This is a genomic window from Endobacterium cereale (genome assembly GCF_009617585.1).
GTDB lineage: Bacteria > Pseudomonadota > Alphaproteobacteria > Rhizobiales > Rhizobiaceae > Neorhizobium > Neorhizobium cereale.
On record NZ_WIXI01000022.1, the window covers coordinates 42,852 to 68,897 of the forward strand.

Genomic DNA, 26,046 nt, shown 5'->3' on the forward strand with positions numbered 1-26,046 from the left:
CAACAGGGGTTGAAAATGAAGAAGCTGATCATCGCACTTGCTGCGTCTGCTGCCGTTCTCGGTGGTATGTCCGGTGCTGCCCAGGCACAGGAAAAGTCCAAGGTATGTTTCATCTACGTCGGTCCGAAGACCGATGGCGGCTGGACGCAGGCTCACGACATCGGTCGCATGGCGCTGGAAAAGGCAATGGGCGACAAGATCGAGACCGCCTTCCTCGAAAACGTGCCGGAAGGCCCGGATGCCGAGCGCGCCATCGAGCGCATGGCGCGTTCCAACTGCGCGATGATCTACACGACCTCGTTCGGCTTCATGGATGCGACCGTCAAGGTCGCGGCAAAGTTCCCGAAGGTGAAGTTCGAGCACGCAACAGGCTTCAAGGCAGCTGAAAACGTCGCCACCTACAATTCGCGTTTCTACGAAGGTCGCTACATCCAGGGCCAGATCGCTGCCAAGATGTCGAAGAAGGGCCTTGCCGGCTACATCGCATCCTTCCCGATCCCGGAAGTGGTCATGGGCATCAATGCCTTCGAACTCGGCGCAAAGTCGGTCAACCCGGATTTCAAGATCAAGGTCGTATGGGCAAACACCTGGGCCGACCCGGGCAAGGAAGCTGACGCCGCCAAGGCGCTGGTCGACCAAGGCGTCGACATCCTGACCCAGCACACCGACACGACCGCGCCGATCCAGGTTGCGGCTGAGCGCGGCATCATGGCCTTCGGCCAGGCTTCCGACATGATCGCGGCCGGTCCGAAGACACAGCTGACGGCAATCGTCGACACCTGGGGTCCGTATTACATCAAGCGCACCAAGGCGATGCTGGACGGCACCTGGAAGTCGGAGCAGATCTGGGACGGCCTGAAGGACGGCATTCTCACCATGGCGCCCTACACCAACATGCCGGACGACGTGAAGGCGATGGCCGAAGAGACCGAAGCCAAGATCAAGTCGGGTGAACTGCATCCGTTCACCGGCCCGATCAACAAGCAGGACGGTTCGGAATGGTTGAAGGCCGGTGAAAAGGCCGAGGACGGCACGCTGCTCGGCATGAATTTCTACGTCGAAGGCGTGGACGACCAACTGCCGAAGTGATGTTGGCTCATCGGCCTTAAGCCGTTGAGGTAACGAAGTTTGAAAAGGGCGCTCTGAAAGGAGTGCCCTTTTTGTATCGCTGCGTTACAAGCCGTTGATAGTGTTTCCATCAGCCTTTCGCTAAATGACGGGCAGGATGACCCAAGGAGTTTCAAGATGAGCCGCACATGTCTGGCCGTGATCCTCGCCGCAGGCGACAGCACCCGCATGAAATCGTCGATGTCGAAAGTGCTGCATCCGGTCGCCGGCCGTCCGATGATCGCGCATGTGATGCAGGCAGTCGTCGGCGCCGGCATGGGCGATGCGGCGCTGGTGCTTGGCCGTGATGCGGACAAGGTGGAAAAGGCGGCGCAGATCGGCGGCATCAACACGTCGAGCTTTTTGCAGACGGAGCGGCTCGGCACCGGTCACGCTGTTCTGGCGGCCCGCGAAGCGATCGCCAAGGGTTATGACGATGTGGTCGTCGCTTATGGCGACGTGCCGTTGATCACGCCGGCCCCCTTTGAGGCTGCACGTGTAAAGTTGGCCGAAGGCGCCGATATCGTTGTCATCGGTTTCCATACCGACAAGCCGACCGGTTATGGTCGCCTCCTCGTCGAGAATGGCGAGTTGATCGCCATCCGCGAGGAAAAGGACGCGACGGACGAAGAGCGCAAGGTCACCTGGTGCAATAGCGGCCTGATGGCGATCAATGGTGCCAAGGCTCAGGCACTGCTCGACAAGATCGACAACAAGAATGCCAAGGGTGAATATTATCTCACCGATCTGGTGGAAATCGCCCGTGCTGCCGGTGGCAAGGTCGTGGCCGTCGATGCGCCGGAAAGCGAGCTGACCGGCTGCAACAACCGCGCCGAACTGGCCTATATCGAAAAGCTCTGGCAGGAGCGCCGTCGCCACGAGATCATGGTGTCCGGCGTGACGATGATTGCACCGGAAACCGTCTTTTTGTCCTTTGATACGCAGATTGGCCAGGATGCGCTGATCGAGCCGAATGTCGTCTTCGGACCCGGCGTCACCGTCGAGAGTGGTGCCGTCATCCATGCATTCTCGCATCTTGAAGGCGCTCATGTTTCTGCCGGTGCGACCGTCGGGCCTTATGCGCGCCTGCGTCCGGGTGCCAATCTCGGAGCCGGTTCTAAGGTCGGCAATTTCTGCGAGGTGAAGAAGGCAGAGATCGGCGAGGGCGCCAAGGTCAATCACCTGACCTATATCGGCGACGCATTTATCGGTGCCCATACCAATATCGGGGCCGGCACAATCACCTGCAATTATGACGGCGTGAACAAGCACGAAACCCGCATTGGCGCAGACGCCTTTATCGGTTCGAACTCGTCGCTGGTGGCGCCGGTGACGATCGGCGATGGTGCCTATGTGGCGTCCGGCAGCGTCATCACCGACGATGTACCTGCCGAAGCGCTGGCGTTTGGCCGGGCCCGTCAGGAAGTGAAGCCTAATCGTGCAAAGCTGATCCGCGAGCGGGCACTGGCGCTCAAGAAGGCGTGCAGCGGTACATAACAGAACAGTTACGATGCGAAGTTAAAAGGGAGCCCGGCATGCCGGGCTCCCTGTGTTTTCAGGGTGTTTAAACTCGCTCTTTACGTATTTCTAAATGTTAACGGTGGAGCGTTACGCTTCGACATTGAAAGTGACCATCTGCCCGATTGCGTAAGTCACTGGATCGGCTAGGTATTCGCTCGGATCTAACCAACTTGGGAAAAAGCGTACATGTGTGGAATTGTCGGGATCGTCGGAAAAGGCCCGGTGGCAGAGCGTCTTGTCGATGCGCTGCGCAGGCTCGAATACCGCGGCTACGATTCGGCCGGTGTCGCCACCATCCATGACGGCGTAATGGATCGCCGCCGTGCCGAAGGCAAACTGTTCAACCTCGAAAAGAAGCTCGACGGCGAACCGCTGCCGGGTAATATCGGCATCGCGCATACCCGCTGGGCCACCCACGGCGTGCCGAACGTGCTGAATGCGCATCCGCATTTCGTCGACGGCGTTGCCGTGGTCCATAACGGCATCATCGAGAATTTTTCCGAACTGAAGGACGAACTGGTCGCTGAAGGCGCCGTGTTCGAAAGCCAGACGGATACCGAAGTCGTTGCGCATCTGCTGGCGAAATACACACGCGAAGGTCTCGACCATCGCGCTGCCATGCTGAAAATGCTGAACCGCGTGCACGGTGCCTATGCGCTGGTGGTGATGTTCAAGGATGCGCCGGACACCATTCTGTCGGCCCGTTTTGGACCGCCGCTGGCGATCGGTCACGGTCGCGGCGAGATGTTCCTCGGTTCCGACGCTATTGCGCTGTCGCCATTCACCAACGAGATCACCTATCTGGTCGATGGCGATTTTGCCGTCATCACCCATGACAAGCTCGAAGTCACCGATTATTCCGGCAAGCCGGTAAAGCGCCAGAGCCAGATTTCCCAGGCGGCGGCCTATGTGGTGGACAAGGGCAACCACCGCCACTTCATGGAAAAGGAAATCTACGAGCAGCCGGAGATCATTTCACATGCGCTCGGCAACTACGTGGATTTCGCCGCCAAAACGCTGAAGCCGCAGGCCGATGCCATCGACTTTTCAAAACTGTCGGGCCTTGCCATTTCCGCCTGCGGCACGGCCTATCTTGCAGGCCTTGTCGGCAAATACTGGTTCGAGCGTTATGCACGCCTGCCGGTCGAGATCGATGTAGCCTCGGAATTCCGTTACCGCGAACTGCCACTGTCGCCAACGCAGGCGGCGCTGTTCATCTCGCAGTCCGGCGAGACTGCCGATACGCTCGCTTCTCTGCGATATGCCAAGGAGCAGGGGCTGAAGATCGGCGCCATCGTCAACGTGCAGGAATCGACCATCGCGCGTGAATCCGATGCGGTCTTCCCGATCTTGGCCGGCCCGGAAATCGGCGTTGCGTCCACCAAGGCGTTCACCTGCCAGCTGGCGGTTCTGGCGTCACTCGCAATCGGTGCTGCCCGCGCGCGTGGCACGATCGATGCGGCTGCTGAAAAGGAAATGATCGGTCACCTGATCGAGATGCCGCGCATCATGAGCCGCGTCCTTAATGCCGTGCAGCCGCAGGTCGAGGCATTGTCGCGTGACCTGTCCCGTTTCAAGGACGTGCTGTATCTCGGCCGCGGCACCAGTTATCCACTGGCGCTGGAAGGTGCGCTGAAACTCAAGGAAATCTCCTATATCCACGCCGAAGGTTATGCCGCTGGCGAGCTGAAGCATGGCCCGATCGCGCTGATCGACGAGAATATGCCGGTGATCGTGATTGCCCCTTACGACCGCTTCTTCGACAAGACCGTGTCGAACATGCAGGAAGTGGCGGCGCGCGGCGGCAAGATCATCTTCATTACCGACGAAAAGGGCGCGGCTGCCACCAAGCTGCCGACCATGGCAACCATCGTGCTGCCGGAAGTCGATGAAGTGATCTCTCCGATGATCTACGCCCTGCCGATCCAGTTGCTGGCCTACCACACGGCCGTCTTCATGGGCACCGACGTCGACCAGCCGCGCAACCTGGCAAAATCGGTCACCGTCGAGTGATTTTTCGGCAAGAGCAGCTGGGGGACGCGGCGGTAATTGCTGCCGTCACCGCGGCGGCTTTTGACGGAATGCCATATAGTGATGGCAACGAGGCTGCCATCATCGACCGCTTGCGAGACGCCGGTGCGCTGGCAGTTTCATTGGTCGCGGAGATCGATGGTGTTGTCGTCGGCCATGTCGCCTTTTCGCCGGTGACGTTTTCCAGTGGTGAGGATGGCTGGTTTGCGCTCGGCCCCGTTTCGGTTCTGCCGGAGCATCAGGGGCAGGGCACTGGAGCCCAGCTGATTCGCGATGGACTTGAAGCGATCAGAAATCGTGGTGCGGCCGGCTGCGTTCTGCTGGGTGAGCCGGCTTATTACAGGCGTTTTGGTTTCTTTACGGACACAGGCCTCACCAGTCCGGGCCTGCCTCCGGAATATTTGATGGCGCTCCCCTTGCGGGGGCAGATACCATCCGGCATTCTTTCCTTCCACAACGCTTTTGGCGTTGCTTCAGAATAAAATCAGGCTTTTATGACCGATCCCCTCGAAAAACTGTCGCTGGCCGGTCGGTTGAGAAACAATTTTCTTACCGGCCTGATCATCTGCGCGCCTCTGGCCATCACCATCTGGCTGACCTTCACCTTCATCGACTGGGCCGACAGCTGGGTGACGCCCTACATCCCGCAGCGCTACAATCCGCAATACTATTTCGACGTCACCATTCCGGGCACAGGCCTGCTGATTGCCATGATCCTGATCACCATGATCGGCTTTCTCGGCAAGAACCTGATCGGCCGCTCGATCGTCAATTTTGGCGAGTCGGTGCTGCATCGCATGCCGTTGGTGCGCACGCTCTATAAAAGCCTCAAGCAGATCTTTGAGACGGTATTGAAGGAACAGTCGACCTCGTTCAAGAAATGTGGACTGATCGAGTTTCCGAGCCCCGGAACCTGGGCGCTGGTGTTTATCTCCGGCGATGTGCAGGGCGAGATTGCTGCTCGTCTGAACAGCGATGGCGAAGAAATGGTCGGTGTGTTCCTGCCACCGACGCCGGTGCCGACTGCCGGTTTCCTGATGTTCGTGCCGAAGAGCAAGATCGTCATGCTCGACATGACGCCTGAAGAGGGTGCGCGTCTGCTGATTTCCGGCGGCCTGATTGCTCCCGACTGGACGCCGAAGACGCCCGAAGTGCCGGTTCTTTCCGCGCCTATCCCGCCCGCAAAAACCTGATCGCCTCGTCGCGGCGATGCAGGTATAGCAGCACCCGGATGGCCTCGCCGCGCTCGCTGGTGAGGTCCGGGTCCTTTTCCAGTAGATAGCTCGCGTCCTTGCGGGCGATTTCCAGAAGGTCGGCGTGGGCTTCGAGACTGGCAAGCTTGAAGCCGGGGGTGCCAGACTGGCGTGTCCCTAACAATTCGCCTTCGCCGCGCAGTTTCAAATCTTCCTCGGCGATCAGAAAGCCATCCTCGCTGTCGCGCAGGATGGAAAGCCGGGCATGGCCGGTTTCACTGAGCGGACCTTTGTAAAGAAGGATGCAGGTGGAGGCATCGGCGCCTCGTCCGACACGGCCGCGCAACTGGTGCAGCTGGGCAAGACCGAAACGCTCGGCGTGCTCAATGACCATGATCGTGGCATCCGGGACGTCGACGCCAACTTCCACAACGGTCGTCGCCACAAGAAGCCGAATCTCGCCGGATTTGAAGGCGGCCATGACGGCGTCCTTTTCGGCGCCAGACATGCGGCCATGTACGAGGCCGACATTTTTTTCGCCGAGTTCGCGGGCGAGAACGGCAAACCGTTCTTCCGCTGACATCAGTTCCACCACGTCGGATTCTTCCACTAGCGGGCAGATCCAGTAGGCCTTTTTGCCCTCGGCGACGGCGCTTCGCAAGCGCCCGACGATATCACCGATGCGTTCGGTCGGAACCGTCACGGTCTGGATCGGTTTGCGGCCCGCCGGTTTTTCTGTGAGTTTTGATACGTCCATGTCACCAAAGGCAGCCAGAACCAGCGTGCGCGGGATCGGCGTTGCCGTCATCACCAGCATATGCGGCGAGATGCCCTTGGAGGTGAGCCGCAGGCGTTGATGCACGCCAAAACGATGCTGCTCATCGACCACGGCCAGCGCCAGATTGTGGTAGCTGATCGTATCCTGGAAGAGCGCATGCGTGCCGATAATGATCTGCGCCTCACCGGACGCAATGCGTTCGCTGATTGCCTCCCGTTCCTTGCCCTTGGTGCGGCCGGTCAGGATATCGACGGTGATGCCGGCGGCATCGGCCAGTTTCGCTATCGTTGCAAAATGCTGGCGGGCGAGAATTTCGGTCGGCGCCATCAACACCGCCTGTCCGCCACTTTCGACGGCTGCCGCCATGGAGAGCAATGCCACCAGCGTCTTGCCGGCACCGACATCGCCTTGGAGCAGCCGAAGCATGCGATCCTCGCCGGCCATGTCCTTCAAAATGTCCTCGACGGCACTTTTCTGGCTGGCGGTAAGAGAAAAGGGCAGGGCAGCGACGATCTTTGCCGCAACGTCACCCTTCACCCGGATCGGAACGCCCGGAACTTTGCGGATTTTCTGGCGGACCAGAGCCAGCGACACCTGGCCGGCCAAGAATTCGTCATAAGCGAGACGGCGGCGGGCCGGTGCCTGCGGTTCAAGGTCCGCCGCATCGCGCGGGTCATGCAGATCTCGAAACGCATCCGAAACGGATGGAAAGGACTGACGTTGCGCAAGGCTGAGATCGATCCATTCTGCAAATTCCGGCAGGCGGGCAACGCCGCCTTCGATCGCCTTGCGCAGCGTTTTTGGCGAAAGGCCGGCGGTGAGCGGATAGACCGGCTCCACCAGCGGCAGGTTTTCGGCGTCGGACACTTTTACGATGAAATCCGGATGGATCATCGAGGCGCGGCCGTTGAACCAGTCCACCTTGCCGCTGACCATCACCTGCTCATCGATCGGCAGCGTCTTTTCCAGCCAGTTGCCCTTGGCGCGGAAAAAGGTCAGGGCAAGCTCGCCCGTCTCGTCGTGCAGATAAACGCGATAAGGCTGGTTGGTGCGCGCCGGTGGCGGCACATGGCGGTCGACACGGCCTTCGATGGTGACGATCGACCCTTGCGGCGCCAGCGCGATGCCCGGCCGGTTGCGACGGTCGATCAGCGAAAACGGCGCGTGGAAAAGCAGATCGACGACACGGCAGTCGTCAGCATCCTCGCGACCGGTGACCTTGGCGATCATGTCGGCGAGTTTTGGCCCGACGCCGGTGAGCGTGGAAACAGGTGAAAACAGCGGATCAAGTATGGCGGGACGCATGAGCACTTACATGCGATGTCGAATGAAAATTGGCAATGGCGCCGGCGTTGTTTGACCGGCATAAACGTAACGGATCATGTCGGCTGCGCTTTCCGGCCCATTCGCTTCAAAGATTTTGATGCAGAAATGCAGCAATATCGCTTTCGATGTCGCGATGGATTTTCACCCGGTCAACGCCGTCCTCATCCCTGCAGACGGCGGCGGCTTCCTGCATCAGCTCCGCGGGGCAGGGATCGATGAAAACGAAATGACTGCCGGGCACGACGATCTGCTCGGGCACAGAAGGAAAATTGCGGGCCAAGCCAAGAGCATTACCGGTGGCCCGCAGATATGCATCGTTCCGCGGCCGAAACAACAGTGCCGGCATGGTCACCGACGCCAAACCAGACCGGTCAAACAGCATGCTGAGCGGATCCATCAGGACCAAGGCCTTGATCTGCGGCACGGTAGGCGGCGGCCATATATCGGGCAGCGTGGTGGCTGGAGGAGGCCCGCTTCTGACCGGACCGCATGCCCCGACATCTTCTCGCCCATCACCGGAGCAGTATGTCGATGCCAGTTGCAAATCAGGGCGGGCGCCGGAGATCGCCAGGGCGGTATAGCCACCCGCTGAATAGCCGATTACCGCCACGCGATCGCCGTCCAAGTGCACGGCAAAACGACGATCGGTGAGGATGGCGTTCAGCGCGGCGGCAGCCTGCCGCGGCCGTGCCTTCAGTATCTTCAATTGCGGTTTGAACCTCGGATGCCCCGAGGCGTCGCCGACATGCACGGGAGATACGACGACAAAGCCCCGACGTGCCAAGCTCGCAGAAAGCTCACGATGTCCCATGGGCGAACCGCCGCTGCCATGGGAGAGAAGAACGATAGGAAACCGCTGACCGCTCGCAATGTCGGCATCGCGTGTCGCGGCCAGCGTGAAGGGACCAGCACTCCACGGCGTCTCCGGTCCAGCAGTCGGATACCAGATCATGGTGTCGAAGGCACCGTCCTCGTCTGCGACAGACATGCGCGAAATGCCGGCGGTGTAAGAGGAAGGCGGAACGTCCTTGCACAAGGCTAATTCGGGCGTAAGCATTAGAAATGAAATCAGACAGAATATGCGGATCACAGCCGTTATCCCCTAATAACAATATGCCAGATATTTTATGACTATATATCTCTTTTTGGCTTCCGCATTTTCTTTTTGCGGGGATGTTGCAGGTCGGTTTGGAACGATTCACTGGCGGTGAACGTCTTCCCGCACATTACATCCTCTTTTCCCGGAAAAACCGGTTTCCACCTTGCGAAGCCATGCTTTATAGAGAGCGCGCAACACGAAGGTTTCCCATATGACTGGACTGACGCGCACCAGCGCTGATCTCGACCCACGCCGCCGGCGTATCCTCTATCGCTGCTGGCACCGCGGCATTCGCGAGATGGATCTCGTCTTCGGGCAGTTCGCCGAAGAGCAGATTTCCACGCTTTCCAATGCCGAACTCGATGAATTCGAGATCATCATGGCGGAAGAAGATGCTGACCTGAACAGCTGGATTACCGGGGCCGTTGCGGTTCCGGAACGATTTTGCACGCCACTGTTCGAACGTCTGGCATCCTACCGCCCGGATTTCGATCTGGTGACGCGGGAAAGCCTCAATGCGAAGGGTGACGGGTTTCGATGATTTCCGGTTTTGACGTCAAGAAGATCGCTGCCAGCACCACACCATTGATCATCGGCAATGTGCCGGCCGGCATCGAGCCGCTGGTTCTGGCGCAGATGGCGCGCGCCGGCCAATCGGTTGCCTATGTGATCTCGGATGGCCAGCGCATGGCCGATCTGGAACAGATGCTGGGGTTTGTCGCGCCGGAAATTCCGGTGCTGACACTGCCGGCCTGGGACTGTCTGCCTTATGACCGCGTTTCGCCGAGCGCCGACACGTCCGCGCGCCGTCTGGCGGCTTTGTCCGGCCTGATCGCGCATGCGAAAAAGCCGCATCCGGCCATCGTGCTCGTCACCGTCAATGCGATGATGCAGAAGATCGCGCCGGCGGATGTGATTGAAAGCCTCGCCTTTTCCGCCAAACCCGGCAACCAGATCCGTATGGACGAAATTGCCGCGCGGCTTGAGCGCAACGGTTTCGACCGCGTGTCGACCGTGCGTGAAGTCGGCGAGTTTGCGGTGCGTGGCGGCATTCTCGATGTGTTCGTTCCGGGTACGGAAGGACCGGTGCGCCTCGACTTTTTCGGCGATACGCTGGAGACGATCCGCTCATTCGATCCGGCCAGCCAGCGCACCACGGGGCAGGCGCGTTCGCTCGATCTCAATCCGATGAGCGAAGTGACGCTGACGCCCGATACAATCAGCCGTTTCCGCAAGAATTATTTGTCTCTGTTCGGCGCCGCCAATCGTGACGACGCGCTGTATCAGGCCGTCTCCGAAGGTCGCCGTTATGCCGGCATGGAGCATTGGCTGCCGCTGTTTTACGAGAGGCTGGAAACCGCTTTCGATTATCTGCAGGGTTTTCGCATCGTCACCGACCATACGGCGCGCGAGGCGGCTGTCGAACGCTCCAAGCTGGTGATCGATTATTTTGAGGCTCGCCGTGACAGCGGTGTTCAGGGGAAGGGCAAAGGGAGCGCCGTTCAATCTACGCCCTACAAGCCTGTGTCTCCGGGCCAGCTTTATCTCGACGGCAAGAGTTTTGCCGCCGGTCTCGATGAGGCCGGTGCCATTCGCCTGACGCCGTTCAACGAGATGGACGCCGAAGGCCGCAAGGTCATCGCTCTCGATGCGCATGCCGGGCCGCGCTGGGCCAAAAGCCAGGCCGAGACGCAATCGGAAAAGCAGGAACGCGGCGACGACAGCGAGAGCAGCCGCGTCAATGTTTTCGATCTGGTCATCAAGCACATCGCCGACAAGCGCGCCGAGGGCGACAAGGTGCTGGTCACCGGCTGGTCTGCCGGTTCGCTGGATCGCCTGTTGCAGGTGCTGGACGAGCGCGGGCTGAAACGCATCCGCCTGATCGAAAAGCTCGATGACCTGAAGAATCTGGAGAAGGGTGAGGCGGCCGCAGCCGTGATGAGCCTTGAAGCCGGTTTCGAAACGGGCGATCTGATCGTCATCGGCGAGCAGGACATTCTGGGCGATCGCATGGTGCGCCGGGGTAAGCGCCGCAAGCGTGGAGCCGATTTCCTCACCGAAGTGGCGGGCCTCGACGAAGGTTCGCTGGTCGTGCATGCCGAACATGGTATCGGCAAGTTCGTCGGCCTCGTCACCATCGAAGCGGCCGGTGCGCCGCGCGCCTGCCTGGAACTGCATTATGCCGATGCGGCAAAGCTGTTCCTGCCGGTCGAAAACATCGACATCCTGTCGCGCTACGGTTCGGATGCGGCGGAAGCCAATCTCGACAAGCTGGGCGGTGGCGCATGGCAGGCCCGCAAGGCCAAGCTGAAAAAACGCCTGCTCGACATGGCCGATGCGCTCATCCGCATTGCCGCCACCCGTATCACCCGCCGTGCGCCGGTTCTGGCGACGCCGGAAGGGCTTTACGACGAGTTCGCCGCCCGTTTCCCCTATGACGAGACCGAGGATCAGGAAACCGCGATCGAATCCGTGCGCGAGGATCTTGCCGCCGGACGGCCGATGGATCGCCTTGTCTGCGGTGACGTCGGTTTCGGCAAGACGGAAGTGGCGCTTCGCGCCGCCTTCTTCGCGGCCATGAACGGTGCGCAGGTGGCGGTCGTCGTGCCGACCACGCTGCTCGCCCGCCAGCATTACAAGACGTTTACCGAGCGTTTTCGCGGCCTGCCGATCAAGCTGGCGCAGGCTTCGCGTCTCGTTACGGCCAAGGAACTGGCGCAGACGAAAAAGGATGTCGCGGACGGCAAGGTCGATATTGTCGTCGGCACGCATGCGCTGCTCGGCAATGGCATCCAGTTTGCCAATCTGGCGCTGCTCATCATCGACGAGGAGCAGCATTTTGGCGTGAAGCACAAGGAGCGCCTGAAGGAGCTGAAAAGCGACGTGCATGTGCTGACGCTCTCGGCAACACCGATCCCGCGCACGCTGCAGCTGGCCATGACTGGCGTTCGCGAACTGTCGCTGATCACAACGCCGCCGGTGGACCGTATGGCGGTGCGCACATTCATCTCGCCTTTCGATGCGCTGGTCATCCGCGAAACCTTGATGCGCGAGCATTACCGTGGCGGCCAGAGTTTTTATGTCTGCCCGCGTCTGGCCGACCTGCCGGAAGTCGAAGCCTTTTTGCGCTCCGACGTGCCGGAACTGAAGGTGGCCGTCGCGCATGGCCAGATGGCGGCAGGTGACCTCGAAGACATCATGAACGCCTTCTATGACGGCAAATATGATGTGCTTCTCTCCACCACGATCGTCGAGTCCGGCCTTGATGTGCCTACCGCCAACACGCTGATCGTGCATCGTGCCGACATGTTTGGTCTCGCCCAGCTTTACCAGCTGCGAGGTCGTGTCGGCCGCTCAAAAGTGAGGGCGTTTGCGCTGTTCACGCTGCCGGTCAACAAGCAGCTGACGGTCATGGCGGAGCGCCGTCTGAAGGTGCTGCAATCGCTCGATACGCTTGGCGCAGGTTTCCAGCTGGCCAGCCACGACCTCGATATCCGCGGCGCCGGCAATCTGCTCGGCGAAGAACAGTCGGGTCATATCAAGGAAGTCGGTTTCGAGCTTTACCAGCAGATGCTGGAAGAGGCGGTCGCCGAGGTGAAGGGCGACGACGAGATCACCGATACCGGCTGGTCGCCACAGATTTCCGTCGGCATCACCGTGATGATCCCGGAAGACTATGTGCCGGACCTGCATCTGCGCATGGGCCTTTACCGTCGTCTAGGCGAGTTGACGGAACTGGCTGAAATCGACGGTTTCGGTGCCGAAATGATGGATCGCTTTGGCCCGATGCCGAAGGAAGTGCAGAACCTGCTCAAGGTCGTCTACATCAAGTCGCTGTGCCGCAAGGCCAATGTCGAGAAGGTGGATGCAGGACCGAAGGGGATCGTGCTGCAGTTCCGCGACAAGCAGTTCCCGAACCCGGCCAACCTCGTCGGCTTCATTGCCAAGCAGGGCACGATGGCCAAGATCCGGCCGGACCACAGCGTGTTCCTCACCCGCGATCTGCCGACGCCGGAAAAGCGGCTGGTGACGGCGGCTCAGATCATGGGTCAGATGGCCGAACTGGCAAAGACATAAAAAAATCCCCGGGTTTTGCAGCCCGGGGATTTTTCGTTTCGGATGTGTCTTGCGTTATTTATGCTCGGCCGGTTCTTCCGGCGAGACCATGGCGGCAGCCTGAGCATCGGTGCCGATCGATGGCGGCAGCGGTGTGCCGCGCACCCGTTCGCGCATCAATGTCAGAAGGCCGGAACCGACGATCAGCAGAATGCCGATCATCATCGGCAGGTCGATGTGATCGCCGAAAACGAGATATCCGAACAGCACTGCCCATAACATCTGGCTGTATTGAGTCGGCCCGATCAGAGTGGCGGGCGCGTAAGCCGCCGCATACATCAGCAGGATGGCGGCGATGGCGGCAAAACCGCCGTAACCCGCGAGCCAGACCCATTGCATCATTGTCGGCACCTGGAAGCCCGGAATCGCAAGAGCTCCGCAGACGACCAATGTGCCGAGAACGCCTGCGCCATAAAGCGAGATGTTCTTTTCCGACGGGCCCATGGCGCGAAAAATGACGATCGAGATCGCACCGCTCAGGCCGCCGAAGACGGCGCCGAGATGGCCGATGGAAAGCTCGCGAAAACCCGGGCGCAGAACGATCATCACGCCGACGAAGCCGATGATGACGGCACCCCAGCGGCGAAACCCGACCTTCTCCTTGAGGAAGAGAACGGACATGATGGTGACGAAGGAGGGCAGCAGAAAAATCAGCGCAAAGGCTTCCGCCATGGACAGATGGGTGAAGGCGGTGACGCTGCCGATGGTGCCACCGGCCTGCGCTGCAAAACGCAGGATCCAGAGCGGGCGGTTGGTGGTGGCGAAGATGTCGGTCCAGCGGTCGCCGGGCTTCATGATGAAGGGCAGGGCCATGGCGCCGAAAATGGCACCGAGGAAGGCGGCCTGATAGGGGCTGAGTGTGCCTTCCAGCAATTTGACGCTGGCATCGCTGAAGGCAAAGGCGGCGAAGGAAACGAAGGCGATCAGGACGCCTTTGAGAGCATGGTCTGCGGAGACGTTGGCCATGGTCCTAGTTCATGCCCTTGCGCGCTTCGGCCTTGGAGGCGGCGATTTCGCGGAATGCGTTGGCGAGCACATCTGGGGTCTGGGCGCCGCTCACCGCATATTGCTGATCGATGATAAAGAAAGGCACGCCGGTAACGCCCATGTCCTTGGCCGCAGTGATTTCGGCCTGCACCGTATCCTTGTCCGCATCTGACTTGAGCAGGTTTTCGATAACCTTGGTGTCGAGACCAGACTGTTCTGCGATATCGAGCAGCACGGCGTGATTGCCGACATTTCTGCCGTCTTCGAAATTGGCCTTGAAGAGCGCCGTCGCCACCTTGTCCTGAAGTTCGCGGCCTTCCATCATCGCCCAGTGCATCAGGCGATGCGCATCCAGCGTGTTCGGGCCAATCTTGATGGCGGCGAAATCGAAATTGATACCGACTTCCTTGCCGAAAGCGGTGAGGCGTTCGTGACCCTCCCTGACAGCATCCTCGCCGCCCAGCTTCTCCGCAAGATACTTGTGGTGGTCGACGCCCTCGGCCGGGATGTCCGGGTTGAGCTGGTAGGGGCGCCAGTTGATGTCGATGCCGACTTCGTCCTGCACCTCGGCAATGGCAAGCTCGAGGCGGGCCTTGCCGAGATAACACCAGGGGCAGACGACGTCCGAGACGAGGTCGATAGTGAGCCGTTCCATCTGGAACTCCTTATGTCAGAACAGCCGCATGGGAGGAGGCGGCAGGATGAGATTATTGTACGCGGGCGTCCCACCAGCTGGAGAACTGGTGACCATATAGCGGCAAGGTTTGCGGGTGATCGATGCGTTTCCAGCGCGCCACCCATTTTTGCGGCACGTGGTAGAGCGGCACGACATAATGGCCCGATAGAAGCAGGCGGTCAAAGGCGCGCACGGAGGCCTGAAAATCCTCCCGGTCGCGGGCAAGGCGCATCGCATCCATGATGCGGTCGAGATCCGGGTCTGCCGTGCCGGCATAATTGAAGCTGCCCTGCGCCTTTGCAGCGACGGAGCCCCAGCGACCAACCTGTTCGATACCCGGCGACAAAGATGACGGATAGGATTTGACGATCATGTCGTAATCGAAAGTACCAGAGCGGCTCTGATACTGCGAATCGTCGACGGTGCGGATGTTCATCGAAACACCGATCAGGCGAAGACTACGCTGATAGGCAATGGCCAATTTTTCCTGATCCTGCGTCTGCGTCATCACCTCGAAGGCAAGCTGGCGACCCTTCTTGTCGACCATGCGGCGATTGCGGATGGTGTAGCCGGCCTCCGCCAACAGATCGACGGCCTTTTTCAGCACTTTCCGGTCGCCGCCTGTACCGTCTGTTTTCGGCAGACGATAGGTGCCGTTCAGGATGTCCGGCTCGATGCGGTCCCTGGCCTTGCCGAGCACAGCCAGTTCCCGTTCATCGGCTGGGTTTCCGAGCGCCGAGAGCGGTGAGTTCTGCCAGAAACTTTCGGTACGGGTGTAAGCGTCATCAAACAGGTTCTTGTTGGCCCATTCGAAATCGAAGGCTAGCGACAGTGCAGCGCGGACACGCACGTCAGCAAACAATGGCCGACGGACGTTGAATACGAAACCGAGCATGCCGGTCGGCAGTTGCGGCTGAAAGGCATCCCTGACGATGCTGCCATTGGTGACGGCAGGGAAATTGTAGGCGCGGGTCCAATGTGTCGGGCTGCCATCCGGGTATAGGTCGATTGCCCCCTTCTTGAAGGCTTCGAACAGGGTGTTGTCCTGCAGGAAATATTCGATGGCAATCTGGTCGTAGTTATCGAAACCGACCTTTGAGGCAATGTCCTTGCCCCAATAATCGGGATTGCGCTCATAAACGATGCGCTCGCCCGGCGAGACCGACTTGATGCGATAAGGGCCTGAACCGATCGGCGGTTTCAGCGTAGATTGTTCGAAAGTCTCCACATCGATCGCGTGTTTAGGCAGGATCGGGGTCGATGTGGCGAGAATGAGTGGTGTTTCGCGCGTCGCCTTGTCGTTGAAGGTAAAGCGAACACCGTGTTCGCCAACCTTTTCCATCTTCTCCACTGAGTTCAGGCGTTGCGAGAAGGGAATACGGCCCTTGTCGCGCAGCACTTCAAAAGAAAAGATCACGTCGTCCTGGGTGACGGGTTGGCCGTCCGACCATTTTGCCTTGGGATTCAGATTGAATTGCACAAAGGTTCGGTCGTCATCCCATTCGACGCTTTCCGCAAGGAACCCGTAGAGCGTGAACGGTTCATCGGCCGAACGTGTCATCAGTGATTCGTAGATGAGGTTGCCGAATTCCGGATCCCAGATGCCGCGGGCGGTGGTGCGGATGCTTTTCAGATTGAATGCATTGAGGCTGTCGAACGTGCCGACGACACCATAAGTGATGCGCCCGCCCTTTTTCACGTTTGGATTGACGTAGGGAAAATGAGTATAATCGCCGCTGAGCGCCGGCTGGCCATGCATGGCAATGCCGTGAAGCGGTTCCGCCGCTGCTGTTCCGGCTGCCAAGAAGACAAGAAGTAAGGCTGACGGTCTGCGCATATGGGCGGCTTTCATTCGAAGATTATGCTTTATGATTCTGCGCAAAATAGACCAAGGATGCGGCGGAAACCAAATCAAACCCCGCAGAAATAAAGGTTGATACGAAGAAAATTCTCGCGGGCACTGGATATCGGCGAAACCGCGATGTAACAGATTGCTCAACGCTGGGGGTCATTCAAATGCCTCATTTGACCGACAGGTGAACGCAGGAAGACAACCCGATATCGAGCGGCCTCGTCGCTCTCGGACGGATTTCAGGAGACGGATTTCGTTATGACGCTTAACGCAAACAAACTTTCGCGAGCCCTGTCGGCTCTGGCTCTGACGGTCGGCACGGCCGCAGTTCCTTTTGCCGCTTCCGCTCAGCAGGCAGCACCGGCCGGCCCGGCGCCGGGCCAGTGGTACAAGACCTGCGCCAAGCAGGGCGAAAACGACCTTTGCGTCGTCCAGAACGTCCAGCTCGCCCAGAACGGCCAGCTCATCACCGCCGTTGGCATGATGACCCTTCAGGGCAAGGAAACCCGCAAGATCATGCAGGTTTCGGTTCCGACCGCACGTCTGCTGCCCCCGGGCATCACCATGCAGATCGATGGCGGCAAGGGCCAGAAGATGGATTACACCGTCTGCCTGCCGGACAAGTGCATCGCCGAAGCGCCGCTGACGGACGCCAACCTCGCTGCCCTCAAGAAGGGTACTGAAGTTGTCTTCACCTCGGTCAACTTCCGTCGCGCGCCGAACCCGATCAAGATCACGCTGTCCGGCTTCACCGGCGTTTACGATGGTCCGGCAATCTCGGAATCGCAGGTTGCCGAAAGCCAGCGTTCGCTGCAGGAAGGCATGCAGAAGAAGGCCGAAGAAACCCGCAAGAAGCTTGAGGACGCGCAGAACGCGGCCAAGCAGGGTCAGTAATTTTTCCGGCATCCAGTGATGCCGTTTCACAAGATGAAAAAGGGACGCTCTTTCGGGCGTCCCTTTTTTTGTTTTCAATTGAGCCAGATGTCCTACACGTCGGTTGCTGCTTGGCGGCAAGAATAAAACAGCCAAAACAAGGTAGATTTACCCGGATCGCAACCATGTTTGTATACGCGGGACTTATTGTAACACAGATTCTGTTTTATCCAGACGTCTGAACTGAAATTCAAGTTACCCGCTGGCAAAACGGCATTGACCTTCGAGGAAAACGTAGTAGCGTCGATTTGGTCATCATTTTTTAAGTTATATACTCAACCTATGGCTGTTTTGCCTTAGTCTATCTCACCATTGCGAGAATATTTCTAAATCTTTACTGCTGCTACATTAAGTTTCCCTGAAACAACAGGGGCGCGCTAACCTTGTTTACCCTAAATAAGTAGTTTGCGAGAGATTGTGGGATTTCAAAGTTGCTGAATAAGTAACATAACGGTACAACACGCCCAATTAGAAAAAGGGTTCTGCAATTGCGTACTCGTTGGGACGAAGTAGAAGATGTGGATGGCGGCTCGCACCGCTTTATGGGCTTTAGCGCGGTAACCTGGGCTATGGCAGTGCCGGTCGCGTTGATTGCAGGCGCGGCTGTCATGAGCTTTTTCGGTCAGTCGCAGCCTGATACTACGTCGCTGACAATACCTGCTCCGGCTGTCAGCGATCACGCCAAAGCCGTCAACGGTGCCCGCGTGGGCAGCGATAAAGGCCGGTGGGAAGAAGAGGCGCGGCAAGCGGCGACCAAGGCTGCCGAACTGCAGATGCAGGTAGAGGCGCTTCGTGACCAGGTGAGCGATGAGGCTCGCCGGCGTCAACAGGCCGAACAGACTGCCGCTCAGGCGGCCACGACGCTTGAAAAGGTGCAGCAGGAACAGAAAGCCTCGCAACAACATCAGCCGGCGACTGCGGTTGCCGTGTCCAACCCGGTTCAGCCTTCGCAGGGCGCATTGTCCTATGCCGCCCCTGGTGGGTCTGGCTCCACAGCATTCGGTTCCCAGTCGGCGTCCGACGAGCGGACAGAGCGTGCTGTTTCAGCTTCCACGGATAACAACCAGGTAAGCGGGCGAGCCAATGACGATTCCATTGCCCTGCAGCGGATCATCGAAGATACGGCGAGCCGAAGTGCAGCCCTGTCCGACCGCAGAGACGAGATGGAGAGTGACGCCACTTCGAGCACATCGAACATGCGTCCCGCCAACACCTCACGCAGCGTGGCAGATGTTGAATCGGCCCTTGAGAAGGCCACGGGCCTCGACACACTTTCGGTTTCTCAGCGAGGTGGCCTGAAGGATGAACTGGTTGCCGGTGCATGCGTAACCGTCAGCCTTGAAAAAGTATTCGGCAATCCAGTGCCGGTTGTACCGCTACGAAATCTGGTTCGTGATCTCGATAGCGATTGCTGATCCACCAAATCAATTAGGGGGCATGTTTGAAGCGTTTAGCACTTAATTTGTTTGCATTGGCATTGATTGGTAGCGTTTTGCCTGGCGTCGTCCGGGCACAGGAAGCCGATCGAAACATCATGGCGTCGATGGAAGGGGGCAGTCAGACAATGATCGCCCGCGATATCGCCGAACTGGGCAACAAGTGCGGTCTTCCGCTCCATGTCGTCGACTCGCACGGATCGCTGGAGAACTTCTTCGGTGTTCGAAACCGCCACAACACACAATTCGGTATCGTAGACAGCGATATCCTCAACTACCTGTCCGCATATCGCGGCTCCAACGAGGACGTGAAGCAGGCCATTCAGGGCATGCGCATCATGCTGCCGCTCTATGACGCCGAAGTGCATGTCGTCGCGCGCGCCGGCATCAACAGCCTGCAGGATCTTCGCGGCAAACGCCTGGGCGTCGGCCAGAAGGACGGCACCGCCTATCTCACCTCGCAGCTCATCCTCGACATTCTTCGTATTCAGGTGAGCGAACGCGTGACCGGTTCGGCCGATGAGATGATCGAACTTCTGCGTCAGGGTGAAATCGATGCGCTGCTCAAGGTGGGCAATGCGCCGATGCCCATGTTCACGGATGGTCGTGTCGACGGTTCGTTCCACATGGTGCCGATCACCGACGACGTGCTGCATGCCAGCTACAAGCCGGTAACACTGCCGGCAGGCACCTATTCGTTTCAGCGTGAGCCAATCAAGACGATTGCCAGCAAGACACTTCTGATGACCTACGAATATGGTTCGGAGAAAAACGCCTATTACCGGAATTCGTGCAAGGCTGTGTCGGATTTCACCAACTTGATCGTCGGCAATCTCGATGAGTTGCGACGCAGCGGCCACCATCCGAAATGGAAAACCCTCAACCTGACGGAAATTCCAAAGGGTTGGGAAGTGGGTGCCTGTGTGCGCAAAGGCCTCGAGCCGACCTACGAGGTCAGCTGCACCGAGACTGAAAGTGCCGATAATCAGCAGTATCTGGACCTGCTGCGCGATCGCCTTCGTCAGTAGAACTGTTTTTCAATTTGAAATGGCAGGGCCGGCGCACCTCTGAGGATCGCCGGCCTTTGCGGATGAGTGTGACGGCGGAGAGGGCGGCTCCGCAAATGGAGATATTTGGCGCAAGGCGGAGCAATCCTCCACGCGCCGCAATGCAGATTTGGAGCGACAGCCTGAGGGGCTGAGAGATTGGGATTTGGAGGAGAATTCGATGAATATGAGAGCTATGGGGCTGATTGCATTGGCCATTGTCGGCAGCATTTGGGCGCCTCGGGCGGGGTTTTCGGCCGAGGCCGACCGCAACATCATGGCATCCGGTGGCGGCGGCACTCAGTTGGCGATCGCCCGTGACATTGCTGACTTGGGCAACAAGTGCGGCATGCCGGTAAACGTGGTTGGCTCAAAAGGTTCACTCGAAAACTTCTTCGGCGTACGCAACCGTCACAACACCCAGTTCGGGATCGTGGATGGTGACATCCTGACTTACCTGAACAGTTACCAGGGCCAGAACAGTGATGTGCGACAGGCCATTCAGGGCATGCGCATCATGTTTCCGCTCTACGATGCAGAGGTCCACGTTGTGGCGCGCGAGGGTATCAGGACCCTGCAGGATCTTCGCGGCAAGCGGGTTGGTGTGGGCGAGCCGGACAGTTCTGCTTACCTGACCTCTCAGCTGATTTTCGACATCCTGCGCATACAGGTTGCCGAGCGGGTTCGCGGTTCCGGCAACGATATGGTCGAATTGCTGCGCCAGGGTGAAATCGACGCGCTGGTGCGTGTCGGCGGTGCGCCGCTGGCACTGCTGAACGACGGCAGGATCGACGATTCTTTCCACCTCGTGCCGATCACCGATCAGGTACTGCATGCGAGCTACAAGAACGCAACCTTGCCGGCTGGCATTTACGCCTTCCAGAAAACAGCGGTGCAGACGGTCAGCGTGAAGACACTGTTGATGACCTACGAATATGGCACGGGCAAAAACAGCTATTACGACAATGCCTGTAAAACCGTGGCCGATTTCACCAGCCTGATCGTGGACAATATCGACGAATTGCGGCGCAGCGGCCACCAGAAATGGAAGGACGTAAACCTGACCGAAGTGCCCAAAGGCTGGGAGGTCGGCATGTGCGTGCGCAGGGGGCTGGATACGAACTACAAGGTTTCCTGCACGCAGGCCGCCGGAAATGCTGAAAACCAGCAATACCTCAACCTGCTGCAGGAGCGTTTAAAGCAACGGTAAGGCGAATGGCTTAAATCAGAGATCGAGGGAGCGCCGCTTATTGCGCTTCCTCTTTTACTACTCGAGCCTGTTGCGTCGGAAATCTGACGGATCAGGCGAGAGCCGCTCCAGTTACCGCGAAAATATACATCGAATACGCAATATAAAAACAATACAACTCACATTACATCGGGAAAGACTATGAAATTCGCGGTACTTAACGTCATCGCCCTGTCGTTTGTCGGCGCACTCGCGCCTCAAGCTGCTTCTGCCCAGGAGGCGGAACGCCATATTATGGCCGCCGGGGCTGGCTCCACTCAGGGCCTCATCGCCAAGGATATCGCCGGCCTCGGAGACCGGTGCGGCCTGCCTTTGAGCGTGGTCTCGTCCAAGGGCGCGCTGGAAAGCTTCTTTGGTGTTCGAAATCGCCACAACACCCAGTTCGGCATCGTTGACAGCGATCTTCTGAACTATCTGAACAGCTACAAAACCGAGAGTGCCGATGTCCGCGCGGCAGTGCAGGGCATGCGTATCATGCTGCCGCTCTACGACGCCGAGGTTCACGTTCTGGCGCCCGCGAATATCCGCACCCTGCAGGATCTCCGTGGCAAGCGTATCGGCGTTGGCGAAAAGGACAGCACGGCCTATCTCACCTCACAGCTGATGTTCGACATTCTCCGCATTCCAGTCGCCGAACGCGTTACAGGGACGACTGACGAGATGATCGAGCTTCTGCGACAGGGGGAAATCGACGCGATGATCCGCGTTGCCGGCGCGCCGGTCGAGGCCTTGGCCGACCGCAGGATCGACGACACCTTCCACCTTGTGCCGATTACTGAGGAATTGCTGCGGGCAAGCTACAAGCAGGTCACGATTCCGGCCGGCATGTATCCCTACCAGAGATCGCCGGTCCAGACGGTCGCGGTCAAGACCCTGCTGATGACCTATGAATACGGAACCGGCAAGAACGCCTATTACAATACGGCGTGCAAGGCTGTTGCCGACTTTACCAATCTGGTTGTCGACAATATCGACGAACTGCGCCGGACCGGTCACCCGAAGTGGAAGGACATCGACCTCACCGAGGTACCGAAGGGTTGGGAAGTCGGAATGTGTGTCCGCAAGGGGCTTGATCCGACTTATAAGGTATCATGCACAAACACGGTCGATGACGTCGGTAACAACGAATATCTTCAGCTGCTGGAGCAGCATCTCAAGAGATGATCGCCGACCGCTGACAGACATAAAAAAGGGCGCCGCAAGGCGCCCTTTTTTCATTGGCAATAATGCCAGCTATCAGTGTGCCAATATCGACTTCGGCTTCAGTTCGCCTGACGGTGCGCGATCAAAGATGCGCATCACATTGTCGCTGCGAAGCGGCTGCTCGCTGTCGTCATGGATGAGGTTCTGTTCGGAGACGTAAGCCACATATTCCTGGTCGTCATTTTCGGCGAGCAGGTGATAAAAGGGCTGGTCCCTGTCGGGGCGGATATCTGCCGGTATCGCGTTCCACCATTCTTCGGAGTTGGCGAATTCGGCATCCACATCGAACACGACGCCGCGGAATGGGAAAACCTTGTGGCGAACGACTTCGCCGATGGTGAATTTTGCGTTGCGTTGTTTCATGGCGCGAACTTCCTTTCGCAACATTATGTGGTCACTCCATTCCCACGCTACAAGGGCAATGCCCGAGCAGGTAAAAAGCTCCCGAAAATGTGGAAATTCTTGGACCGTTACTTTCTTTTCCCCTTGTTTGGCATCGTGGCCAGCACGACGCCGCCAACCACAAGCAGAATTCCCACGGCATGATAGGCGGCAAAACTCTCGCCAAGGAAGATGATCGCCATGACGATGGAGACTGGTGGCATGAGGTACAGCGTGACGCCTGCCTGTGCCGGACCAAAGACGCGCACCGTCTGTTGGAAGCAATAGAAGGCGGCAAGAGAAGCAAAGGCAACCATGCCGGCGATCTTGGCCCAGTCCATGGGCTCATCGGGCATGGGACCGCCTGTGAAGATTTCGTAGACGGTTGGCGGCAGAAGCACGAGAGCGCCCGACAGTGCGATCACGCCGAATAGCGACAGCGGTTGCAGGTTTTGCAGGGCGGGTTGGCGCAGAAGGATCGAATAGATGGCAAAGGAAATCGCCGCGATCAGGATGCCGAAATCACCGATGTTGAAATCGAGATCCAGCAGCGCGGAGATGTCACCGCGCAACACGATGACGATGACGCCGGCAAAGGCGATCGCCATGCCTGCCAGTTCTCGGAGGCCAATGCTGCGTCCGGAAAACATCCATTGGAAGAGAATGATGAACAGCGACGAAGTCGTGTAGATCAGCGTGCCATTGGCAGCCGTCGTGTAGTTCAGCGACCAATAGACCACGCCGCCGCAAATGCCCATGCCAAGCCCGCCCAGCACCAGCCAGAGCCAGAAATGCCGGCTGACGAAGAACCATGCGGCGCGACGATCGGCAAAAATGAAGGGCAGGGTGACCAGCGTCGATCCGGTCCAGCGTAGGAAGGCCGTCGTATAAGGCGCGACATCGCCAATGATGCCCCGGCCGAAAATGATGTTGGTGGAAAAGAAAAAAGGAACGAGAGCAAAAATGACCCAGTCGAGCGGGCGGGCCGCATTGGGCTTTGTCTGATCGGGCATGGCGCACCGGCAAATGAATTGATGGGAAGTATTCTGGACGGGTGAAACGAAAAACGGCGGGATTTTCATCCCGCCGTTTCCAGCATGCGGCTTGAACCGCACACGCGATAGGATCCGGCAGATCAGGCCGAATAATACATGTCGAACTCAACTGGATGAGGCGTCATTTCGTAACGCATCACTTCGACCATCTTCAGTTCGATATAAGCGTCGATCTGGTCGTCATCGAAGACGCCGCCGGCGGTCAGGAACTTGCGATCGCGATCGAGGTTTTCGAGCGCTTCACGCAGCGACGCGCAGACGGTCGGGATCTTCTTCAGTTCCTTCGGCGGCAGGTCGTACAAATCCTTGTCCATGGCCTTGCCCGGATGGATCTTGTTCTTGATGCCGTCGAGGCCGGCCATCAGCATGGCGGCGAAGGCGAGGTAGGGATTCGCCAGCGGATCAGGGAAGCGGACTTCGACGCGCTTCGACTTCGGGCCGGTGCCGAACGGGATGCGGCACGAAGCCGAGCGGTTGCGAGCCGAATAGGCCAGCAGAACCGGTGCTTCATAACCCGGAACCAGACGCTTGTAGGAGTTTGTCGTCGGGTTGGTGAAGGCGTTGATCGCCTTGGCATGCTTGATGATACCGCCGATGTAGTGCAGGCAGCTTTCAGACAGGCCGGCATATTCGTCGCCGGCAAAAGTCGGCTTGCCGTCTTTCCAGATCGACTGGTGCACGTGCATGCCCGAGCCGTTGTCGCCAAAGATCGGCTTCGGCATGAAGGTTGCCGTCTTGCCATAGGCATTGGCGACCTGGTGGACCACATATTTGTAGATCTGCACCTTGTCGGCGTTGCGCACCAGCGTATCGAATTTGACGCCCAACTCATGCTGGCCTGGCGCAACTTCGTGGTGATGCTTTTCGACGACAACGCCCATTTCCGACAGAACCGTCAGCATTTCGGAACGCATGTCCTGCAGGCTGTCGATCGGCGGAACCGGGAAATAGCCACCCTTGACCCGCGGGCGGTGACCAAGGTTGCCTGTTTCATAGTCGGTATCGTCGTTGGACGGCAGTTCCGAACCGTCAAGCTTGAAGCCTGTATTGTAAGGGTCGGCCTTGTACTTGACGTCGTCGAACACGAAAAATTCAGGCTCGGGACCGACGAAAACGGTATCGCCCACGCCGGAGGCCTTGAGGTAGGCTTCGGCCTTCTTGGCGGTACCGCGCGGATCGCGGTTATAGGCTTCGCCGGAGACCGGATCGAGAATGTCGCAGATGACGACCATGGTCGACTGCGCGAAGAACGGGTCCATGTGGACGGTGGCCGGATCGGGCATCAGCACCATGTCCGATTCGTTGATGGCCTTCCAGCCGCCGATCGAGGAACCGTCGAACATGACGCCATCGGCAAACATGTCTTCGTCTACGGCGACAACGTCCATGGTGACGTGCTGCAGCTTGCCCTTGGGATCGGTAAAGCGCAGGTCCACGAACTTGACGTCGTTTTCCTTGATCTGTTTCATGATGTCGCTTGCGGTCGTCATGGAATCTTTCCTTGGGTGTGAGAATGATGAGGTGCCGGTCCTTGGATGGACCGGGCGTTATTAGATCGCGTCGATGCCGGTTTCACCGGTGCGGATACGGACCACTTCTTCCACGTTCGAAACGAATATCTTGCCATCGCCGATGCGTCCAGTCTGGGCCGCGTTACGAATGGCATCGATGACCGCCTCGACATTCTCGTCCGCGAGCACGACCTCGACTTTCACCTTTGGCAGAAAATCCACCACGTATTCCGCACCGCGATAAAGCTCGGTATGGCCCTTCTGTCGGCCAAAACCCTTCGCTTCCGTCACGGTGATGCCTTGCAGGCCGACTTCCTGAAGGGCTTCCTTCACTTCGTCGAGCTTGAAGGGCTTAATGATCGCTTCGATCTTCTTCATGAAAAAATATCTCTCCGCTTCTCCCTGGAGCAGGCACTCCCCGCTTAGCCTTGATAATGCAGGTATCATGCCAATCCAAGGCCCATGATGTGTTAAATATCCTAGCCTTAGGCGAGGGCGAGAGCCAAGGGCATTATTATTGGGCACTCCGGGAATGCATTTGGTTGC

21 protein-coding genes are annotated in these 26,046 nt (G+C 58.5%); 12 read left to right on the top strand and 9 right to left on the bottom strand.

Features of this window, described 5'->3' with window-relative positions:
• The first annotated feature begins 15 nt into the window (after window positions 1–15).
• The 5 genes from GAO09_RS00470 to GAO09_RS00490 all read left to right on the top strand — a co-directional run bounded on the left by GAO09_RS00470 (window position 16) and on the right by GAO09_RS00490 (window position 5,852).
• Window positions 16–1,089 (top strand): BMP family ABC transporter substrate-binding protein, encoded by a 1,074-nt coding sequence (locus GAO09_RS00470; protein ID WP_153352117.1) that lies wholly within the window; start codon window positions 16–18, stop codon window positions 1,087–1,089.
• 156 nt (window positions 1,090–1,245) lie between these two features.
• On the top strand, window positions 1,246–2,604 hold the full coding sequence (gene glmU / locus GAO09_RS00475) for a bifunctional UDP-N-acetylglucosamine diphosphorylase/glucosamine-1-phosphate N-acetyltransferase GlmU (RefSeq protein ID WP_153352118.1): 1,359 nt from the start codon (window positions 1,246–1,248) through the stop codon (window positions 2,602–2,604).
• 210 nt (window positions 2,605–2,814) lie between these two features.
• Window positions 2,815–4,641 carry a glutamine--fructose-6-phosphate transaminase (isomerizing) gene (gene glmS, locus GAO09_RS00480; protein ID WP_153352119.1) on the top strand — a complete coding sequence of 609 codons (1,827 nt, stop codon included), beginning with the start codon at window positions 2,815–2,817 and terminating at the stop codon, window positions 4,639–4,641.
• Window positions 4,638–5,141 carry a GNAT family N-acetyltransferase gene (locus GAO09_RS00485; protein WP_324184718.1) on the top strand — a complete coding sequence of 168 codons (504 nt, stop codon included), beginning with the start codon at window positions 4,638–4,640 and terminating at the stop codon, window positions 5,139–5,141. The genes glmS and GAO09_RS00485 overlap by 4 nt, the downstream gene beginning before the upstream one ends.
• A 12-nt stretch (window positions 5,142–5,153) precedes the next feature.
• Entirely contained in the window at window positions 5,154–5,852 is a 699-nt protein-coding gene (locus GAO09_RS00490; RefSeq protein WP_153352121.1) for a DUF502 domain-containing protein, read from the top strand.
• Here GAO09_RS00490 and recG read toward each other — a convergent pair.
• Both recG and GAO09_RS00500 read right to left on the bottom strand, forming a co-directional pair.
• On the bottom strand, window positions 5,830–7,935 hold the full coding sequence (gene recG / locus GAO09_RS00495; RefSeq protein WP_153352122.1) for an ATP-dependent DNA helicase RecG: 2,106 nt from the start codon (window positions 7,933–7,935) through the stop codon (window positions 5,830–5,832). The two genes, GAO09_RS00490 and recG, sit on opposite strands and share 23 nt — an antisense overlap.
• Window positions 7,936–8,041: 106 nt before the next feature.
• Window positions 8,042–9,046, bottom strand: a complete 1,005-nt coding sequence (locus GAO09_RS00500) for an alpha/beta hydrolase family protein (protein ID WP_209018559.1) — start codon at window positions 9,044–9,046, stop codon at window positions 8,042–8,044.
• A gap of 220 nt (window positions 9,047–9,266) precedes the next feature.
• Between GAO09_RS00500 and GAO09_RS00505 the strand changes: the two genes are divergently transcribed.
• Window positions 9,267–9,596 carry a succinate dehydrogenase assembly factor 2 gene (locus GAO09_RS00505; protein WP_153352123.1) on the top strand — a complete coding sequence of 110 codons (330 nt, stop codon included), beginning with the start codon at window positions 9,267–9,269 and terminating at the stop codon, window positions 9,594–9,596.
• The gene (gene mfd / locus GAO09_RS00510) at window positions 9,593–13,132 is read left to right on the top strand and encodes a transcription-repair coupling factor (RefSeq protein WP_153352124.1); all 3,540 of its coding nucleotides are present in this window, start codon (window positions 9,593–9,595) and stop codon (window positions 13,130–13,132) included. The genes GAO09_RS00505 and mfd overlap by 4 nt, the downstream gene beginning before the upstream one ends.
• Before the next feature lie 54 nt (window positions 13,133–13,186).
• Here the strand turns inward: mfd and GAO09_RS00515 are convergent, their stop codons facing one another.
• From GAO09_RS00515 to GAO09_RS00525, 3 genes are read right to left on the bottom strand one after another with little or no spacing between them, the layout of a single operon-like run.
• Window positions 13,187–14,137: a DMT family transporter gene (locus GAO09_RS00515; RefSeq protein ID WP_153352125.1), complete on the bottom strand. Its 951-nt coding sequence runs from the start codon at window positions 14,135–14,137 to the stop codon at window positions 13,187–13,189.
• A 4-nt stretch (window positions 14,138–14,141) separates the two neighbouring features.
• Entirely contained in the window at window positions 14,142–14,813 is a 672-nt protein-coding gene (locus GAO09_RS00520) for a DsbA family oxidoreductase (RefSeq protein WP_153352126.1), read from the bottom strand.
• Window positions 14,814–14,865: 52 nt separating this feature from the next.
• On the bottom strand, window positions 14,866–16,671 hold the full coding sequence (locus GAO09_RS00525; RefSeq protein ID WP_153352127.1) for an extracellular solute-binding protein: 1,806 nt from the start codon (window positions 16,669–16,671) through the stop codon (window positions 14,866–14,868).
• A gap of 273 nt (window positions 16,672–16,944) precedes the next feature.
• On the opposite strand from GAO09_RS00525, the gene GAO09_RS00530 reads away from it, so the two are divergent.
• The 5 genes from GAO09_RS00530 (at window position 16,945) to GAO09_RS00550 (ending at window position 22,514) form a co-directional block, all read left to right on the top strand.
• Window positions 16,945–17,580: an invasion associated locus B family protein gene (locus tag GAO09_RS00530; RefSeq protein WP_153352128.1), complete on the top strand. Its 636-nt coding sequence runs from the start codon at window positions 16,945–16,947 to the stop codon at window positions 17,578–17,580.
• Window positions 17,581–18,107: 527 nt separating this feature from the next.
• Entirely contained in the window at window positions 18,108–19,034 is a 927-nt protein-coding gene (locus GAO09_RS00535) for a hypothetical protein (RefSeq protein ID WP_153352129.1), read from the top strand.
• 26 nt (window positions 19,035–19,060) lie between these two features.
• A complete protein-coding gene (locus GAO09_RS00540; protein ID WP_153352130.1) occupies window positions 19,061–20,083 on the top strand; it encodes a TAXI family TRAP transporter solute-binding subunit in 1,023 nt (340 codons plus the stop codon).
• Window positions 20,084–20,282: 199 nt separating this feature from the next.
• On the top strand, window positions 20,283–21,311 hold the full coding sequence (locus GAO09_RS00545) for a TAXI family TRAP transporter solute-binding subunit (protein WP_153352131.1): 1,029 nt from the start codon (window positions 20,283–20,285) through the stop codon (window positions 21,309–21,311).
• A gap of 180 nt (window positions 21,312–21,491) precedes the next feature.
• A complete protein-coding gene (locus GAO09_RS00550) occupies window positions 21,492–22,514 on the top strand; it encodes a TAXI family TRAP transporter solute-binding subunit (protein ID WP_153352132.1) in 1,023 nt (340 codons plus the stop codon).
• Between the two features lie 72 nt (window positions 22,515–22,586).
• Here GAO09_RS00550 and hspQ read toward each other — a convergent pair whose 3' ends face one another.
• From hspQ to GAO09_RS00570, 4 genes are all read right to left on the bottom strand, one after another.
• The gene (gene hspQ, locus GAO09_RS00555) at window positions 22,587–22,916 is read right to left on the bottom strand and encodes a heat shock protein HspQ (RefSeq protein ID WP_153352133.1); all 330 of its coding nucleotides are present in this window, start codon (window positions 22,914–22,916) and stop codon (window positions 22,587–22,589) included.
• Window positions 22,917–23,023: 107 nt separating this feature from the next.
• Window positions 23,024–23,947 carry a DMT family transporter gene (locus GAO09_RS00560; RefSeq protein ID WP_153352134.1) on the bottom strand — a complete coding sequence of 308 codons (924 nt, stop codon included), beginning with the start codon at window positions 23,945–23,947 and terminating at the stop codon, window positions 23,024–23,026.
• A gap of 122 nt (window positions 23,948–24,069) precedes the next feature.
• Entirely contained in the window at window positions 24,070–25,479 is a 1,410-nt protein-coding gene (glnA, locus tag GAO09_RS00565) for a type I glutamate--ammonia ligase (protein WP_153352135.1), read from the bottom strand.
• Window positions 25,480–25,539: 60 nt separating this feature from the next.
• Window positions 25,540–25,878, bottom strand: a complete 339-nt coding sequence (locus GAO09_RS00570) for a P-II family nitrogen regulator (RefSeq protein ID WP_006727717.1) — start codon at window positions 25,876–25,878, stop codon at window positions 25,540–25,542.
• Window positions 25,879–26,046: the final 168 nt, after the last annotated feature.

Coding starts and splice junctions, on each gene's coding strand:
- hspQ (WP_153352133.1), bottom strand. CDS start 22,916: ATGAAACAACGCAACGCAAAATTCACCATCGGCGAAGTCGTTCGCCAC.
- GAO09_RS00470 (WP_153352117.1), top strand. CDS start 16: ATGAAGAAGCTGATCATCGCACTTGCTGCGTCTGCTGCCGTTCTCGGT.
- GAO09_RS00550 (WP_153352132.1), top strand. CDS start 21,492: ATGAAATTCGCGGTACTTAACGTCATCGCCCTGTCGTTTGTCGGCGCA.
- glmU (WP_153352118.1), top strand. CDS start 1,246: ATGAGCCGCACATGTCTGGCCGTGATCCTCGCCGCAGGCGACAGCACC.
- GAO09_RS00515 (WP_153352125.1), bottom strand. CDS start 14,137: ATGGCCAACGTCTCCGCAGACCATGCTCTCAAAGGCGTCCTGATCGCC.
- GAO09_RS00490 (WP_153352121.1), top strand. CDS start 5,154: ATGACCGATCCCCTCGAAAAACTGTCGCTGGCCGGTCGGTTGAGAAAC.
- recG (WP_153352122.1), bottom strand. CDS start 7,935: ATGCGTCCCGCCATACTTGATCCGCTGTTTTCACCTGTTTCCACGCTC.
- mfd (WP_153352124.1), top strand. CDS start 9,593: ATGATTTCCGGTTTTGACGTCAAGAAGATCGCTGCCAGCACCACACCA.
- GAO09_RS00505 (WP_153352123.1), top strand. CDS start 9,267: ATGACTGGACTGACGCGCACCAGCGCTGATCTCGACCCACGCCGCCGG.
- GAO09_RS00525 (WP_153352127.1), bottom strand. CDS start 16,671: ATGCGCAGACCGTCAGCCTTACTTCTTGTCTTCTTGGCAGCCGGAACA.
- glnA (WP_153352135.1), bottom strand. CDS start 25,479: ATGACGACCGCAAGCGACATCATGAAACAGATCAAGGAAAACGACGTC.
- GAO09_RS00560 (WP_153352134.1), bottom strand. CDS start 23,947: ATGCCCGATCAGACAAAGCCCAATGCGGCCCGCCCGCTCGACTGGGTC.
- GAO09_RS00545 (WP_153352131.1), top strand. CDS start 20,283: ATGAATATGAGAGCTATGGGGCTGATTGCATTGGCCATTGTCGGCAGC.
- GAO09_RS00520 (WP_153352126.1), bottom strand. CDS start 14,813: ATGGAACGGCTCACTATCGACCTCGTCTCGGACGTCGTCTGCCCCTGG.
- glmS (WP_153352119.1), top strand. CDS start 2,815: ATGTGTGGAATTGTCGGGATCGTCGGAAAAGGCCCGGTGGCAGAGCGT.
- GAO09_RS00570 (WP_006727717.1), bottom strand. CDS start 25,878: ATGAAGAAGATCGAAGCGATCATTAAGCCCTTCAAGCTCGACGAAGTG.
- GAO09_RS00530 (WP_153352128.1), top strand. CDS start 16,945: ATGACGCTTAACGCAAACAAACTTTCGCGAGCCCTGTCGGCTCTGGCT.